Here is a 15,830-nt window from a genome sequence, read left to right on the forward strand (position 1 = left end):
CGGGGCAGTCGGACAGGGCGGGCATTTTAGCCAAGTTGCCCTGTCGATGCATGCCGCTTCGATCAGCGTACCTCGATGTCGCAGTCGAAGGTGCGCGCGGGTTTCTCTTCCGGGGCCCAGGGTTGCTGGTAGACCAGCAGCAGATGGCCGCTGCCGGCCTGGCTGGCACGCAAGCGCCAGGTGGACTGCCCGGCGCTGCCGACCGTGCCATCGCTGTCGGCGCTGCTGTAGACCTCGGGGCCAAGTGGGGTGAGCACGGCGTTGGCGGGGTTCTGCAGCAGCCAGCGGTAGCCGGTGCTGGGGTTGCTCGGCAGGCTCAGGGTCAGGGCCTGGCCGACAGCGAGGTGGACGGGGCACTGGCTCTGCGCTTCCACGACCACCGGTTCGGTGCGGGTGGTGTCGTGGGAACAGGCGGCCAGCAGGCTGACGCCCAACAGCAGGGCGGCACGGCGGATGGTCATGGGCACTCCGGGTCGCAGGATGGGATGCGGCGGGAGCTTAAACCGGAACGGTGATGTGGTTCTAGCGGATTGCAGATTGGGCCGCGTTCCCGTGGGAACGCGGCAAGGCATCAAGGCTGGAACAACACCTTCGCCACGTCCGCGAAGCGCTTGGCGAAATGCACCGTCAGCCCCTGCTTCAGGTAGTCCGGCAATTCGAGGAAATCACCCCGGTTCGCTTCCGGCAGGATCAGTTCGAAGATCTTCTGCCGGCGCGCCGCGATGACCTTCTCGCGCACCCCGCCAATCGGCAGGACATGCCCGGTCAGGGTCATTTCCCCGGTCATCGCCACGCCTTTCTTCGGCACCTGGTCGCGGGCCAGGGAGAGCAGGGCGCTGGCCATGGTGATGCCGGCGCTCGGCCCGTCCTTCGGCGTCGCGCCTTCCGGCACGTGCAGGTGGACGAAGGCTTCGTTGAAGAAGGTCGGGTCGCCGCCGAACTGCTTGAGGTGCGAGCTGACGTAGCTGTAGGCGATCTCCGCGGATTCCTTCATCACGTCACCCAGTTGCCCGGTGAGCTTGAAGCCGCGATTGAGCGTGTGGATGCGTGTCGCCTCGATCGGCAGGGTGGCGCCGCCCATGCTGGTCCAGGCCAGGCCGGTGATCACGCCCTTGCCGGCCAGTACCTGTTCGCTGCGGAACACCGGCATGCCCAGCGCGGCTTCGAGGTCCTTGGGCCCGATCCTGATGACCGCCTCCGGCTCGTCGAGCAGCCGCACCACGGCCTTGCGCACCAGCTTGCCCAGCTGTTTCTCCAGCTGGCGCACGCCGGACTCGCGGGCATAGCCCTCGATCACCGTGCGCAGGGCGGCGTCGCTGATGCTCAGGCTGGTCTTGGCCACCCCGGCTTTGTGCAACTGCTTGGGCCACAGGTGGCGCTTGGCGATGGCCAGCTTTTCCTCGGTGATGTAGCCGGACAGGCGGATCACTTCCATACGGTCGAGCAGCGGCCCGGGAATCGAGTCGAGGGTGTTGGCGGTGCACACGAACAGCACCTTGGACAGGTCCAGGCGCAGGTCGAGGTAGTGGTCGAGGAAGTCGACGTTCTGCTCCGGATCGAGGGTCTCCAGCAGCGCCGAGGCGGGGTCGCCCTGGTAGCTCTGGCCCATCTTGTCGATCTCGTCGAGCATGATCACCGGGTTCATCACCTCGACATCCTTCAGCGCCTGGACCAGCTTGCCCGGCTGGGCGCCGATGTAGGTGCGGCGATGCCCCTTGATCTCCGCCTCGTCGCGCATGCCGCCGACGCTGAAGCGATAGAACGGTCGTCCCAGCGACTCGGCGATGGATTTGCCGATGCTGGTCTTGCCCACCCCGGGCGGTCCTACCAGCAGGACGATGGAGCCGCTGATCTCGCCCTTGTAGGCACCGACCGCGAGGAATTCGAGGATGCGTTCCTTGACGTCCTCCAGCCCGGAGTGGTGCTGGTCGAGGACTTTGCGCGCGTGCTTGAGGCTGAGCTTGTCGCTGCCGTACACGCCCCAGGGCAGGGCGCTGGCCCATTCCAGGTAGTTGCGGGTGACGGCGTACTCCGGCGAGCCGGTTTCGAGGATCGCCAGCTTGCCCATTTCCTCATCGATGCGTTTCTGCGCGGCGGCCGGCAGGGTCTTGCCCTCCAGGCGCTGCTTGAACTGTTCGAGGTCGGCGCTGCGGTCGTCCTTGGTCAGGCCCAGCTCCTGCTGGATGACCTTGAGCTGTTCCTTGAGGAAGAACTCGCGCTGGTGCTCGCCGATCTGCCGGTTCACCTCGGCGGAAATCTCGTTCTGCAGGCGCGCCACCTCGACTTCCTTGCGCAGCATCGGCAGGACTTTCTCCATGCGCTTGAGCATCGGCACGCAGTCCAGCACTTCCTGCAGCTGGTTGCCGGTGGCCGAGGTCAGCGCCGCGGCGAAGTCGGTAAGCGGCGACGGATCGTTGGGGCTGAAGCGGTTGAGGTAGTTCTTCAGCTCTTCGCTGTACAGCGGGTTGAGCGGCAGCAGTTCCTTGATCGCATTGATCAGGGCCATGCCGTAGGCCTTCACCTCGTCGGTGGGCTCGGCGGGCTGGTGCGGGTATTCGACTTCCACCAGGTACGGCGGGCGATGGTGCTTGAGCCAGGTGCGGATGCGCACCCGGGTCAGGCCCTGGGCGACGAACTGCAGCTTGCCGTTCTCGCGGCTGGCGTGGTGCACCTTGACCAGGGTGCCGTACAGCGGCAGGGCCGAGGTGTCGAAATGGCGGTGGTCCTGCGCCGGCTCGTCCATGAAGAACAGCGCCAGGCTGTGGTGCTCGGTCTTGGCCACCAGGTCGAGGGTTTCCGCCCAGGGTTCTTCGTTGACGATCACCGGCAGCACCTGGGCCGGGAAGAACGGACGGTTGTGGATCGGGATCACGTAGACCTTGTCCGGCAACTGCTGACCTGGCAGGGCCAGGTGGCGGCCGGTGGGGTCGGCATCGTCGAGATGCTCGACTTGCGCGTAGTCGTCGGGATGTTCCGGGAGATCCTGCTGGTCGCTCATGGGGCACCTGCGTGAATGACTATGGTGCTTAGATGGGGCGGTAGGAGGGTGGTTTCAATGCTTGACGGCTTTTGTCGGGTAGCCCTGTACGAAAGCCGTGTCGATCCAGCGTAGTGCAAGGTCGCGGTGGATGATTGCCAAGTGCTACTGTGGCCAACTCATCCGCACAGGAAGTCACCCATGCCGACGGCATTGAAACGTATCGATCACGAATTGCACGATTTCAGCAAGAATCCGCCGGAGAACTGCAGCGCCGGGCCGGTGGGCGACGATCTGTTCCACTGGCAGGCGACGATCATCGGGCCGCGTTATTCGCCGTACGAGGGGGGCGTGTTTTTCCTCGATGTGCAGTTTCCCGAGGATTACCCGTTCAAGGCGCCGACGGTGAAGTTCTTCACCCGGATCTATCACCCGAACATCGCTGAGGACGGCGAGATCGGCCTGGATATCCTGGGTGAGAACTGGTCGCCGGCGCTTACCCTGGCCAAGGTGCTGCTGAGCGTCACCTCGTTGTTGTCCGAGCCGGAGGGGCGGGAGGCGTTGCGGCCGGAGATTGCGGCGCAGTTCCAGCGCACCCGGGCGGAGTTCGACAAGCGGGCGCGGGAGTGGACGGAGCGGTACGCCAAGTAGGGATTGGGACCGCTTTGCGGTCCTTCGCGAGCAAGCTCGCTCCCACAAGGCCCCGCTCTCACCGGAGAGCCTCTGTGGGAGCGAGCTTGCTCGCGAAGGGCTGCAAGGCAGCCCCAAACGGCACGCTTAGTTCGGCAGCTTGTAGGCGATGATGTAGTCGCCCATCGTCGTCCCCAGCGAGCCATGCCCACCGGCGGTGACCAGCACGTACTGCTTGCCATCCTTGCCGGTGTAGGTCATCGGCGTCGCCTGGCCGCCAGCCGGCAGGCGGGATTTCCACAGTTCCTTGCCGGTGTTGACGTCATACGCGCGCAGGTACTGGTCCAGGGTGCCGCTGAGGAAACCCAGACCGCTGGCGGTGACGATCGAGCCACCCATGCTCGGCACGCCGATCGGCAGGCCGATGGGGATCGGCGAGCTGTCGCGGCTGGTGCCGTTCTTGTGTTTCCACACCACCTTGTTGCTCAGCAGGTCGATCCCGGCGACATAGCCCCAGGCCGGCGCCTGGCAAGGTACGCCCAGTGGCGACATGAACGGGTGCATGGTCACCGCGTACGGCGCGCCGGTGTTCGGCTGCACGCCGCTGGTCTCGCTCTCGCGCTTGCTGCCTTCGGCCACGTCGGCCCGCGGCACCATCTTCGAGACGAAGGCCATGTAGTTCGGGCTGGTGAACAGCAACTGGCGCACCGGGTCCACCGACACGCTGCCCCAGTTGAATACCCCGACGTTGCCGGGATAGACCAGCGAGCCCTGCACCGACGGCGGGGTGTACTGGCCTTCGTAGCGCAGTTGGCGGAACTGGATGCGGCAGAGCATCTGGTCGAACGGACTGGCGCCCCACATGGCCTGTTCGCTGAGGTCCGGGCCGAGCAGGTTGAGGTCGGAGCGGGCCTGGGTCGGCGCGGTATGGTCGCCTTCCACCGCGCCTTGCGGCGCCGGTACTTCACGGATCGGCACGATGGCGCTGCCGTCGCGACGGTCGAGGACATACAGGCTGCCCTGCTTGGTTGGGGCGATCAGCGCCGGCTTGATGCCATCGGCGGTGCGCAGGTCGAGCAGGGTAGGCTGGCTGCCGACGTCCATGTCCCACAGGTCGTGGTGGGTGAACTGGTAGTTCCAGCGCACCTTGCCGGTGGCGAGATCCAGGGCGACGATGCCGGCGCTGAACTTCTCCGCGCCCGGGGTGCGGTCGGCGCCCCACTGGTCCGGGGTCTGGTTACCCAGGGGCAGGTAGACCATGCCGAGCTTCTCGTCGACGCTGGCCAGCGACCACATGTTCGCCGAGTTGCGGCTGTAGGTCTGGCCGGGGGCCAGCGGCTTGGTGTCGTCCGGTCGGTTGCTGTCCCAGTTCCACACCAGGCGGCCATCGTGGACGTCGTAGGCGCGGATCACGCCGGACGGTTCGTTGGTCGATTCGTTGTCGGTGACATGGCCGCCGATGATCACCAGGCTGCGGGTGATCGCCGCCGGCGAGGTGGAGTAGTAGCCGCCGGCGGTGAACGGGCCGATGCCCTGGGTCAGGTCGATCGTGCCCTGGTTGGCGAAGCCTTCGCAGACCTTGCCGTTGTCGGCGTTGAGCACGATCAGGCGGGCGTCGGCGGTGGGCAGGTAGAGACGCCGCGGGCAACTGCGGGCCACGGCCTGGCCGGCTTCGGAGATCTTCGGTGCCGGGCTGCCGTCGGTGTTCAGGTAGTTGTTTTCGTCATAGTAGGAAACGCCGCGGCAGGTCATGTGGGCGAAGCCCTTGAAGCTGCCGACCGGGCTCTTGATCTGCGGGTCGAAGCGCCAGATTTCCGCGCCGGTGTCCGGGTCCAGGGCCAGCACCCTGCTGTGCGCGGTGCAGGCGTAGAGCATGCCGTTGACCTTCAGCGGGGTGTTCTGGTTGGTCAGTTCCACCGGGTCGTCGGCGCTGGGCAGGTCGCCGGTGCGGACGCGCCAGGCTTCTTCGAGCTGGTAGATGTTGGTCGGGGTGATCTGCCGCAGCGGCGAGTAGCGGTCGCCGAACTCGGTGCGACCGTAGGCCTGCCAGTCGCCGTCGGGCATGTCCGGAGCGGTGTTGAACAGGGTGGTGGTGTCACGGCCCAGCTCGCCCTTGATCTCGCCCGGATGGGTGAACTGGCTGCCGATGGCGCTGGCGCCGGACGCGACCACGGCGACGCCGAGGATCGCCAGGTTGACCCGTGCCGGCTGACCGGCCAGGCCGCGCAGCGGACGCCGGGCCCAGGGCAGCAGGAGGATCACGCCGAGGGCGAACCACAGGGCCAGGCGCGGCACCAGTTGCCACCAGTCCAGGCCCACCTCCCACAGCGCCCAGGCCGTGCTGCCGAGCAGGACCAGGCCATACAGGCCCAGCGCATGCTTGCGCAGCGCCAGCAGGAGGATCCCGGAGACGGCGAAACCGAAACCGGCGATCAGGTAATACAGCGAGCCCCCCAGGTTCATCAGCTTGATGCCCCCGGCCACCAGGGCCATGCCCATCAGCAACAGCAGGACACCGAGCAGTCTCGGTAGCCAGCGGGTTCCTTCAGTGCGCATTGAATGTTCTCCATCAGGTTGAAAGCGTCAGGCCCGCGGGCCGGTTAAAAGTGGCTCTGGATCTTCAGGCCGCCGACCAGTGCGTCATCGACCCGGCCGACGCCGCCCGGATGGCGGATGTACTGCAGGTTCGGGCGCAGGGTGAGCCAGTCGGCCAGGTGGATGCCGTAGTACAGCTCGGCGCTGTACTCGGTGTCCTGGACCGGCAGGTAGGCGGGATCGTCGAAATCGCTGACACCGGCGGCGCGGTTGTGCGCTTCGGCGTTCTTGCGGTAGGCGGGATTGACGTGCACGCGGGCCAGGGCGAAACCGATATCGTCCTTGGCGCGAGCGTCGAACGGCCCCCTGTACACCACCCCTGCCTGAACATAGTTGTCGATGACATTGGTCTTCTTGTCGTGCAACGTGGCGTTGGCGAACACGCTCAGGCCACGGGAATGATCGCTGGCCAACGATGTCACCTGCTGCTGTGCCCCCAGCCAGAAACCGTGCTTGCTCGAACGGCTGCGGTAGTTCTGGCCGCTCAGCGCGGCGGACTGGTCGTTGTCGTCGCGGTAAACATCCTTGGCATTGGCATTACTGTAGTAGTAGCCCGCCCGATATTCCCCCTTGAGGCCTCTGATTGCCGGACTCCAGACCAGTTCAAGCGGGAACATCGCGCCTTGCGTGCCGCTGCCGCTGAGCTTGAAGCCGTTGTGCCGCTCAAGGTTCGACGGGTTCTGTTCGAAGGCCCCGACCTGGGCGTACAGCTCGGGCGTCAGGTTGTAGCGCAGGCGCGCGGCCCACTGGCTGACCGGCCAGTTGTACCAGCTGTCGCCGACCCAGTTGCCGACCTGCGAGCCGCAGAAGGCCAGGTTCTGGAAGTCGCAGGGGAAGCTGTTGAAGTCCTCGCCTTCGCCGAAGCGACCGACCTTGAGGTCCAGCGCACCGTCGAAATACGTCTGCTTGAGCCACATCTGCGTCAGCCGCCAGGTCTGGCCGCGGCCCCAGACTTCCTGGGCCGAGGTGAAACCGCCGACCCGCGGGTCGTTGATGCGGTCGTTGCTGATGTTGTTGCCGTGGCGCTCGGTGACGGTGAGCTGGAATTCGGTGGCGTCCCAGCCGAGGATTTTCTCCAGGTCCAGATGGCTGCCGAAGGCGAACTGGTCGCTGTAGCGCGCGGTGCGGTCGTGATCATGCCCGCCATGCAGGTTGCTGCCCATTTCGCCGGTGTAGTCGAGGTTGAAGCGGTAACCGCGCTCGGCCAGTTCGCCGCGGGTGCCGTTCCAGTCGCCGAGCATCCACGGCGAGTCGGATTCGAACGGCGCCGCGCCGTGGGCAGCGGCAGTGAAGGCGCACAGCAGCGGCGCGGTGAAAGGGCGAAGGGCAGGAAAACGGGGCATGAGATAGCGCTATCTTTTGAGGGTGTGAAAAAACGGCAAATGTCCCGGCGTCGGGGAATCTCGCCAGGATCGGTTGGTTGGTTTGGGTAAGTGAAGCGTTTCAGCTTGCGGCGCGGAGGATACAGGGGGATGGCGGGGAGGGGAAGGTTGGGTGTGGTGAGGGTGTGTTGTCGGTTCGGTAACAATCGGTGCTCTTGAGGGGCTCATCGCGGGCAACGCCCGCTCCCACAGGGACCGCATGCACCGCCGGACATTGTGGGAGCGGGCCGGGCGGCGTTCCGATTGCCCGCGATGGGTTCACCCGGATCAGAAGGTCGTGCGCAACCCGACCTCCACACTGCGCCCCGGCGCCGGCGCGATATCGCGCAGGATCGAGCTGGCATAACGCACGGTCTGGTCGGTCAGGTTCTCGCCGCGGACGAACGCCAGCCATTGGCTCTCCCCCATCTCGAAGCGATAGCCGACACTCGCCCCCAGGGTGGTATAGCCGGCGGTGGCGGTCTCGTTCGCCGGCTTGCGATGCTGTGACGCGGCGTGCTGCACGTCGATCCGTGCCTGCCAGTTGTCCAGGTTCCACAGCAGCCCGCTGTTCAGGCGCAACGGGGCGATGCGGGGCAGGTCCTCGCCGCTGTCGAGATTCTTCGCCCGGGTGTAGTCGCCGGACAGTTCCAGAGCGAAGCTGCCGTAGCGGTTTTCCAGCAACTGCCAGCGGTCCTGCGCCTCGATGCCGTAGAACCGCGCGCGCACCCCGCGGTACAGATACTCCGGCACGCCTTCGGCCGCGTGGTCGTGATCGTGGTCATGGTCATGATCCTCGTCGTCATGGTCGTGATCGTGACCTTCGCGCATCTCGCCGCTGGCCAGCAGCCCGATGTAGTTGCGGAAGTGGCTGTAGAACACGCCGACGCTGCCCTTGTGCGTGCCGTTGTCGAAGCGCAGGGCCAGGTCGCTGGCGATGGCTTTTTCCTTGGACAGGTTCGGGTCGCCGACTTCATAGCTGCCGGTGGCAACGTGGGCGCCGTTGGCATACAGCTCGTAGAAGGTCGGCGCGCGCTCGGTGTAGCCGAGGCTGGCGGCCAGGGACCAGACCGGGGTCAGCTGATACAGCGCCGCGGACGACAGGCTGGCGGCGCTGAAGCTGCTGGCGCGATCGGCGCCGGCGAAGCGTTCGCTGCCCTTGCTGTCCGGGTCGACCCGGGTGTGTTCCAGGCGTCCGCCGAGGCTCAGGTTCAGGCGCTCGGTGGCTTGCCACTGCTCCAGCAGAAACAGGGCGACGCTGTCGGTATCGGTCTGCGGTACGAAGGCTTCCTCGCCGAGGGCGGAGAATTCGTTGCGGCTGACCTGGGCACCGATCACCCCTTCCAGCGGCCCCAGCGGCTGGTGCCGGGCTTCGACGCGGGCCTCGTAGCCTTTGTTCTTGAAGGTGGTGTGGACTTCGCCTTGTTCCAGTTCGCGATGCTCGTAGTCGGTGTAGCCGAGATCGATCTTCAGCGAGCTGAACGGACCCTGCAGATCGCGGATCTCCGAGGCGAAACCGTAGTGATCCTGCTCCATCGCCAGGCGCACGCCGGGCTCGGCCACGGAGCCGTAGTTGGCGTCGTAGCGGCTGTAGGAAACCCCCGTGTAGCCATGCTCCCAGGTGTAGGAACCACCAACGGCGCCGCCGTCCTGGCGCCCGTCGCTGTTCTCCAGGCGATGGCGGCTGCCGGGCGCGTCGGCATCGCGGACCTTCGCGCTCTGCGCGTAACCGGGAATGCGCAGGTCGTTGAACTGGCGGCTGTTGGCGTCCAGGTGCAGGGCGAAGGTGCCGTCGCCGGCTTCCAGCTTGCCGGCGCTGCTGCGGGTGGTGTCGGCACCGCCGTAGCGTAGCTCGCCGGCACCGTGGATGCCTTCGATGGCGGCAGTGGGGATGCGGTTGTCGAAGGTGTTGACCACGCCGCCGATGGCGCTGCCGCCATAGAGCAGGGCGGCGGGGCCGCGGACGATTTCCACGCGTTCGACATTCACCGGATCCAGCGGCACGGCGTGGTCGTAGGACAGCGACGACGCGTCCAGGGCGCCGACACCGTTGCGCAGCAGACGGATGCGGTCGCCGTCCAGGCCGCGAATGATCGGCCGGCTGGCACCCGGGCCGAACCAGGTGGACGACACCCCGGGCTCACCGTTGAGGGTTTCGCCGAGGCTGCCTTTCTGCTCCAGCAGCAGGCGGTCGCCTTCGAGCACGCTGCTCGGGGTCGCCAGTTGTGCGTTGCCCAGCGGGTTGGCGGTGATCACCTGGGGTTGCAGTTCCAGCGCCTGGCTCGGCGTCGAAGCGAGCCAGAGGGCGACGGCAAGGGGGGAAAGGGGGAGGGGCAGGTAACGCATGCAGGGTCCTTGGCAGAGGTCATGAATAGTTACACTATAACATTTCAATGAGATCAAAATGCAATCCTCCCCCGGCGCAGGCCGCCGACTAGACTGCTGACAGCACCTGGCCACTGGGCTAAGGTGCGCACCTTCGTTTGGCTGGAGACAGGCATGAGTGCCGCTGACAAGAACCCGCTGCATGGCGTGACCCTGGAACAGATCGTCACCGCGCTGGTGGCTCACTACCAATGGGACGGACTGGCGCAACGCATCGATATCCGCTGCTTCAAGAGCGACCCGAGCATCAAGTCGAGCCTGACCTTCCTGCGCAAGACGCCCTGGGCCCGGGAGAAGGTCGAGAGCCTGTACCTGAAGATGCTGCGTGACCTCAAACGCGGGCAGTGAAGCGATGACCCCGCGCAGCCTGACCGGCGCGGCGGCCGTGCTCGGCTGGTTCGCCCTGGCGGTGCAGATGTACCTGATTCTTCTGGCGCGCTGGCAGGACCAGGCCAGCCTGCTGGGCGGGCTGGTGAATTTCTTCGGTTTCTTTACCGTATTGAGCAATGTGCTGGTGGCCACGGTACTGACCCAGGCGGCCTTCGGTCGCGCCGCGTCGGCGTGGCGGTTCTGGCTGGTGCCGTGGGTCGCTTCCGGGGTGCTGGTGAGCATTCTGTTCGTGGCGATCGCCTACAGCCTGCTGCTCCGTCATCTCTGGCAACCCCAGGGCTGGCAATGGCTGGCGGACGGTCTGCTGCACGACGTGATGCCGGCGCTGTTCGCGCTCTACTGGTGGCGGCGGGTGGCGAAGGGGACGTTGCGGCTCAGGCACCTGCTGGCTTGGGTGCTGTATCCGCTGGGTTATTTCGGCTATGCGCTGCTGCGTGGCCACTGGGTCGGTTTCTACCCGTACCCGTTCATCGATGTGCCGACGCTGGGCTATGCGCGGGTGCTGGGCAATGCCCTGGTGATGCTGCTGGCGTTCGTGCTGCTGGGCCTGGGCATCATCGCTCTCGATCGCTGGCAGGGCAGGCGCGTGGCGCGCCTGCCATAAGTCCCTGAGTCAATCGTCGTCGTTCGGGTCGAGGCGCCAGTAGGCGGCGGCCTTGATGCGATCGTCGGCGATGCCTTTGTGTTCCAGCAGCAGCGCCTTGGCCTTGCGGGTCAGGGCTTTTTCCAGCGCGACCCAGGCGTACAGATCGCCGGGTGGCAGGCTGAGGTCGGTCAGCACTTGCAGCAGGTCGTCGCGGTGCCGCTCGATCCAGATCACCTCGACATCGGCCTTGCTCGGCAGCGGCTGGCGCTCCTGTTCGTCCTCGATCTCGATCAGCGCCAGGACCTTGCGCCCGGCCGGCAATTCCTCCAGACGCCGGCCGATGGCCGGGATCGCGGTTTCGTCACCCACCAGCAGGTAGCTGTCGAAGATATCCGGTACCACCAGCGAGCCGCGCGGCCCGGCGATGTTCAGCTTGTGGCCGGGTTCGGCCTGGGCCGCCCAGGTCGAGGCGGGGCCATCGCCGTGGAGGACGAAGTCCAGGTCCAGTTCGTTGTTGGCCAGGTCGATGCGCCGTGGGGTGTACTCGCGCATGGTTGGCTTGATGCCTTCCCTGGGCAGGTCGAGGGCGTCCATGGCCGCCTGTTCCTCGGCGTTGTTGGCGAACAGCAGTTTGACGTGATCGTCGCTGCCGAGGCTGATGAAGCCTTGCAGCTGCGCGCCGCCGAGGGTGATGCGGCGCATGCGTGGGGTCAGCTCGGTCACCCGCAGCACGCTCAACTGGCGGTGACGGATTTCGTGCATGACGCGGTGGATGGTGGTTTCGCTGGCTGTCATTCGGATGGCTCCTGGGAAGGTTGATGTGCCGGGCCGGCAACGATGGCTCTGGCGGTGTCGTTGAGCAGCTTGCGCACCCGCTCGATTTCTTCTGGGTTCCAGCGTCCGCTGTGCATCTGCAGGGCGTGACGCAGGTTGTGCACGGCTTCGTGGATCTCTGGCGGACGGTCGTGACCGCGCAGCGAGCGCTTGCTCACTTCGATGCGGGTACGCACGCCGTCGAGGGCCACGGCCTGTTCCTTGAGGAACGCGCGACCGGCGTCGGTGGCCTGGTAGCGCTTCTTGCTGCCGTGGGTTTCGCCGCTGATGAGTTCGCTTTCTTCGAGAAAGGTCAGGGTCGGGTAGATGACCCCGGGGCTGGGGCTGTAGTTGCCGTCGAACAGGGTTTCGATCTGGCGGATCAGGTCGTAGCCGTGGCACGGCTGTTCGGCCAGCATCGACAGCAGCAGCAGCTTCAGGTCGCCGGGGGCGAATACCCGCGGCCCACGGTCGCCGCGTTCGCGACGGCGTTCGAAGCCCTCGGTGTCTCGATGGCCATGGTGGCCGTGGTGGTGATCGCGCATGGGATGTCTCCTGGGTTGCTTGCGATATGTCTTAAGATATTACTCAAGATATATCTTATTGCAACCCCAACCCCCAGAGACCTCCCGCCGTAGGAGCGCGGCTTGCCCGCGAAAGGACCGCGAAGCGGTCCCACAACGCTAATCAGAAATTGATCGGATTTGGGGACCGCTTCGCGGTCCTTTCGCGGGCGAGCCGCGCTCCTACGAGGGATGCCGCCAACGGTTTCAATGCGTCTGGGTCACGCTCGACCCCGGCTCCGCCATCAGCGGCACCGCGCACTGGGTGTTGCCACCCGGCTTGAGATACGGCAGCAGGATCGGCGCCATGCCCTTGAGCACCTGCACCGGCAGCGCCGAGGTGAATTTGAACGATTCCGCCGCGCGTCCCGGCACGAAGGCGGTGAGGGTGCCGAAGTGGTTGTCGCCCAGGTAGAACACGAAGGTCGCTGTGCGGTTCAGCGAGCGCGAACCGATCAGCCGGCCACCGGCGCCGAAGCTTTCGATACGGTTGTCACCGGTCCCGGTCTTGCCACCCATGGTCAGCACCGTGCCGTCATCCAGCTTGAAGGTACCGGCCACGCGCCGCGCGGTACCGGCATCCACCACTTGCGACAGGGCTCCACGCAGGGCCCGCGCGACTTCCACCGAGAGCACCCGCTCACCACGGTCCGGATCACCGGCGAGGCTCACTTCGTAAGGCGTGCCGGCGGCGAAGTGCAGGGTGTCGATACGCAGCACCGGCAGGCGCACGCCGTCGTTCTGGATGATCCCGATCAGCTCGGCGAGGGCCGCCGGACGGTCGCCGGAGCTGCCGATGGCAGTGGCCAGCGACGGCACCAGGTGATCGAAGGGGTAGCCGACGCGTTTCCAGCGCTGGTGGATATCGAGGAAGGCCTCGACTTCGACCAGGGTGCGGATCCGGCTGTCGCGGGCGCCCTGGTGCTTGCTCTTGAACAGCCAGCCATACACCTCCTGGCGCTCGAAATGACTGGCCAGCACCGCTTCCTGGAAGCTCGCGCTGGGGTGCTTGAGCAGGTAGCCGAGCAGCCACAGGTCCAGCGGGTGGGCCTTGGCGATGAAGCCCTGGTCGGGCAGGTCGTATTTGCCCGGGCCATAGGCGTAGTACAGGGTGTCCAGGCGTTCCTCGCTGAGCGGGTCCTTCTTGCCGCTGACGGGTTTGCTCACCAGGCCCTCTTTTTTCATGTGGGCCCGCACGAAGGCGTTGAAGGTGCTCTGGTCGGCCTCGGGGAACAGGTAGCGATGCACCGCCGCCAGGCGGATCGGCGTGACATGCATGCCGTCGAGGAAGGTGTCGAGACGCTCCTGGGAGGTCTTGCGCTGGTACTTTTTCCAGAACCGCCGAAGGTAATCGGTCCCTTCGCGATCGGCGAAGCGCGCCAGGTATTCCTGACGGCGCGGTTCGGCATCGTCGCGCAGCAGCGCCGCGCTGTTGCCTGGCGCCTGGTAGGTGCTGTAGCGCACCAGGTCGCGCATCAGGCGGATGAAGGGCAGGTTGATCGACTCGCGCAGGGAGTCCTTGAGCGTCGGGATGCGGCTGTTGTCTTCCTTGCGGAAGTTGTTGAACACATGCAGGCCGCCGCCGGTGAAGAAGGCTTCGCCGGGGCTGGCGGAATACTTGCGCTCCAGCGCCGCGTCGAGCATCGCGTTGATATCGCGGTCCTTGTTCTGGATCAGCCAGTCGATGGACCAGCGGGTGATGAAGTCGAGTTCGGCCACCTCGACCTTCTTCAGTTCCGGCACCGTCATGTTGCCGTAGCGGTCATGCAGCTCGGAGATGATTTCCAGGTAGCTGGTCAGCACCCGCAGCTTGGCGGTGGAGCCCAGTTCCAGCTTGCTGCCTTCGTTGATGTCGAACGGCTGGTCGGTGCTGTCGGTCTGCACCCGCACCCGCGAACCGTCGGCGGTACGCTCCATCAGGGTGAAGCTGTAGCGCACCTGGGTGGTGCTGGTGGGCGTCAGCAGGCGTTCGCCGAACAGGCCCATCTTGGCGGCGAACTCCGGGTTGGCGAGGTTCTTCAGGTAATCGCTGATCTGGTTCTGCAGGCCCGACTGCAAGGTACTGGTGGCCGACAGGTCGAGGCGGTCGAGATCGTACAGCGGCCGCGCGAGCATGCTCGACAGGCGGCTGCGGGCGACGCTGATGCCCTTGTTGGTGACGATCGGCACGATGGTCGGCTGCGCCACCCAGTCGCGGTAGATCGCCTTGCTGGCCAGGGCGGCGTCGGCCAGCGGCTGGTCGACGATGTTGTTGGCGGCGAGCAGGCGGATATGGCTGTCGGTCAGGATCGCCAGCTCGTTGCGCCCCTTGGCCAGGAAGTGCGAGGGGCGTCGCTGGGCGATCATCAGCGAGAGCACCTGGCGCAGGGCCAGGCCGCGGGCGGCGAGGCTCTGCGCATCGCTGGCATTCGATGCCAGCAGGCGGTTGACCTCGGCGAAATCGGCGCCGTACCAGACGCGCAGGCCTTCGGCCATGCCGTGCACTTCGCCATGTCCGGGGACCGCCGACAGCGGCACGCTGTTGAGGTAGTCGCGGACGATGCGCTGGCGCGCGTCCAGGGTCTGCGGGCCGTCCTGATAGGCGCGCACGCTGGCGGAAATCATCTGGCGGATCTTCTCCGCGCCCGACACGGTCAGGCCGTCAGGCGAGTGGCGGTACTTTTCCAGCTGGGTCGCCAGGGTACTGCCCCCCGCCGACTGGCCGGGCAGGGCCAGGTACTTGGCGACCTGGGTGTAGGCGGCCTTGGCGAACCGCGGCCAGTCCACCGCCGGGTTGGCGTTGGGGTCGTTGGGGTCGAGCAGGTCGCGGTTCTCGATGAACAGCAGGCTGTGCACGATCACCGGCGGAATCGAGGTGAAGTCCGGATACAGGTGTTGCGGATACTGGTACTGGTAGAGCATGTCGCCCTTGCAGTCGGTGATGCTCAGGCCGCTCTGGATCTTCTCGGTATAGGGTACGAAAAAGCCGCGATCGACGTAGTTCATCAGCGCAGGCGAGAAGCGCGTCTGCTGGACTACCACGTAGTCCCGCTTCAGCAGACGCGGAATGAATTCTCCCAGCGAGCTGTAGCCCAGGCGCTTGTCGAACGGCCCTTCACCGGGATAGACCATGGCGTCGGTCGGGCCCTTGTCCAGGGAGTAGGTGAGGGTACTGGCGAGCTTGCTGAATTCGCGGGATTGCAGGGCGGAGGTCTGCATCTCCTTGCTCGCGGCGTAGGCGAGCAGGGCCAGGGTAGCCAGCACGATCAGCAGGATCAGCCACCACAGGTAGCGCAGGGGGGAACGGCGGCGAGGCGATGACGGCGACGGTTGTTCCGTTGTCTCAGCGGGAGCCAGATTTTTGTCGTGATCCGAGTGCCACTGTGCGCCCATAGTCTTAAGCCTGATTTCGTTATTTCTCTTGCTTTGTCTGAAGCTTAGACGCTGGCCGGACATGGTGAAAAAATTGTTGAGAGCTGCCAGCTATTTCATAAAACCATGTGCGAAAAGCACTCATTTTCCCGTTTTCATCTCTCTGCCCCTTTTTGGTG

At 65.6% G+C, this 15,830-nt stretch carries 11 protein-coding genes; 3 read left to right on the forward strand and 8 right to left on the reverse strand.

The genetic code is table 11. From position 1 onward, the window contains the following. Positions 1–62: 62 nt before the first annotated feature. Both CHB99_RS01715 and lon read right to left on the reverse strand, forming a co-directional pair. Positions 63–461, reverse strand: a complete 399-nt coding sequence (locus CHB99_RS01715) for a protease inhibitor I42 family protein (RefSeq protein WP_042122677.1) — start codon at positions 459–461, stop codon at positions 63–65. A gap of 110 nt (positions 462–571) precedes the next feature. Continuing rightward, complete coding sequence (gene lon / locus CHB99_RS01720; protein WP_042122678.1) at positions 572–2,998, reverse strand: endopeptidase La; 2,427 nt, start codon at positions 2,996–2,998, stop codon at positions 572–574. Between the two features lie 180 nt (positions 2,999–3,178). Here lon and CHB99_RS01725 point away from each other — a divergent pair, with 180 nt between their 5' ends. Continuing rightward, positions 3,179–3,628 (forward strand): ubiquitin-conjugating enzyme E2, encoded by a 450-nt coding sequence (locus CHB99_RS01725; RefSeq protein ID WP_042122679.1) that lies wholly within the window; start codon positions 3,179–3,181, stop codon positions 3,626–3,628. Between the two features lie 126 nt (positions 3,629–3,754). Here the strand turns inward: CHB99_RS01725 and CHB99_RS01730 are convergent, their stop codons facing one another. The 3 genes from CHB99_RS01730 to CHB99_RS01740 form a co-directional block, all read right to left on the reverse strand. Next, the gene (locus tag CHB99_RS01730; RefSeq protein ID WP_042122681.1) at positions 3,755–6,163 is read right to left on the reverse strand and encodes a glucose/quinate/shikimate family membrane-bound PQQ-dependent dehydrogenase; all 2,409 of its coding nucleotides are present in this window, start codon (positions 6,161–6,163) and stop codon (positions 3,755–3,757) included. A 44-nt stretch (positions 6,164–6,207) separates the two neighbouring features. After that, on the reverse strand, positions 6,208–7,545 hold the full coding sequence (locus CHB99_RS01735) for a carbohydrate porin (RefSeq protein WP_089266395.1): 1,338 nt from the start codon (positions 7,543–7,545) through the stop codon (positions 6,208–6,210). 306 nt (positions 7,546–7,851) lie between these two features. Continuing rightward, positions 7,852–9,909: a TonB-dependent receptor gene (locus CHB99_RS01740; protein WP_042122683.1), complete on the reverse strand. Its 2,058-nt coding sequence runs from the start codon at positions 9,907–9,909 to the stop codon at positions 7,852–7,854. Positions 9,910–10,062: 153 nt separating this feature from the next. Here CHB99_RS01740 and CHB99_RS01745 point away from each other — a divergent pair, with 153 nt between their 5' ends. Together CHB99_RS01745 and CHB99_RS01750 are read left to right on the forward strand one after the other, a co-directional pair. Further along, the gene (locus tag CHB99_RS01745) at positions 10,063–10,296 is read left to right on the forward strand and encodes a VF530 family protein (protein WP_042122684.1); all 234 of its coding nucleotides are present in this window, start codon (positions 10,063–10,065) and stop codon (positions 10,294–10,296) included. Between the two features lie 4 nt (positions 10,297–10,300). Next, entirely contained in the window at positions 10,301–10,942 is a 642-nt protein-coding gene (locus tag CHB99_RS01750; protein WP_042122685.1) for a Pr6Pr family membrane protein, read from the forward strand. Between the two features lie 9 nt (positions 10,943–10,951). On the opposite strand, the gene CHB99_RS01755 is transcribed toward CHB99_RS01750, so the two are convergent. The 3 genes from CHB99_RS01755 to CHB99_RS01765 all read right to left on the reverse strand — a co-directional run bounded on the left by CHB99_RS01755 (position 10,952) and on the right by CHB99_RS01765 (position 15,672). Then, positions 10,952–11,719, reverse strand: coding sequence for a siderophore-interacting protein (locus CHB99_RS01755; protein ID WP_042122687.1), 768 nt, complete (start codon positions 11,717–11,719; stop codon positions 10,952–10,954). Beyond that, complete coding sequence (locus tag CHB99_RS01760; protein WP_042122688.1) at positions 11,716–12,282, reverse strand: PadR family transcriptional regulator; 567 nt, start codon at positions 12,280–12,282, stop codon at positions 11,716–11,718. The genes CHB99_RS01755 and CHB99_RS01760 overlap by 4 nt, the downstream gene beginning before the upstream one ends. Positions 12,283–12,507: 225 nt before the next feature. Continuing rightward, positions 12,508–15,672 (reverse strand): transglycosylase domain-containing protein, encoded by a 3,165-nt coding sequence (locus CHB99_RS01765; protein ID WP_042122690.1) that lies wholly within the window; start codon positions 15,670–15,672, stop codon positions 12,508–12,510. Positions 15,673–15,830: the final 158 nt, after the last annotated feature.

Origin of the sequence: Pseudomonas japonica (assembly GCF_900188455.1) — a bacterium.
In the GTDB taxonomy this organism is placed as follows: domain Bacteria; phylum Pseudomonadota; class Gammaproteobacteria; order Pseudomonadales; family Pseudomonadaceae; genus Aquipseudomonas; species Aquipseudomonas japonica.

What these genes read in the sequence shown, in the direction of transcription:
- CHB99_RS01715 (WP_042122677.1), bottom strand. Translation starts at nt 461, where the DNA reads ATGACCATCCGCCGTGCCGCCCTGCTGTTGGGCGTCAGCCTGCTGGCC.
- lon (WP_042122678.1), bottom strand. Translation starts at nt 2,998, where the DNA reads ATGAGCGACCAGCAGGATCTCCCGGAACATCCCGACGACTACGCGCAA.
- CHB99_RS01725 (WP_042122679.1), top strand. Translation starts at nt 3,179, where the DNA reads ATGCCGACGGCATTGAAACGTATCGATCACGAATTGCACGATTTCAGC.
- CHB99_RS01730 (WP_042122681.1), bottom strand. Translation starts at nt 6,163, where the DNA reads ATGCGCACTGAAGGAACCCGCTGGCTACCGAGACTGCTCGGTGTCCTG.
- CHB99_RS01735 (WP_089266395.1), bottom strand. Translation starts at nt 7,545, where the DNA reads ATGCCCCGTTTTCCTGCCCTTCGCCCTTTCACCGCGCCGCTGCTGTGC.
- CHB99_RS01740 (WP_042122683.1), bottom strand. Translation starts at nt 9,909, where the DNA reads ATGCGTTACCTGCCCCTCCCCCTTTCCCCCCTTGCCGTCGCCCTCTGG.
- CHB99_RS01745 (WP_042122684.1), top strand. Translation starts at nt 10,063, where the DNA reads ATGAGTGCCGCTGACAAGAACCCGCTGCATGGCGTGACCCTGGAACAG.
- CHB99_RS01750 (WP_042122685.1), top strand. Translation starts at nt 10,301, where the DNA reads ATGACCCCGCGCAGCCTGACCGGCGCGGCGGCCGTGCTCGGCTGGTTC.
- CHB99_RS01755 (WP_042122687.1), bottom strand. Translation starts at nt 11,719, where the DNA reads ATGACAGCCAGCGAAACCACCATCCACCGCGTCATGCACGAAATCCGT.
- CHB99_RS01760 (WP_042122688.1), bottom strand. Translation starts at nt 12,282, where the DNA reads ATGCGCGATCACCACCACGGCCACCATGGCCATCGAGACACCGAGGGC.
- CHB99_RS01765 (WP_042122690.1), bottom strand. Translation starts at nt 15,672, where the DNA reads ATGGGCGCACAGTGGCACTCGGATCACGACAAAAATCTGGCTCCCGCT.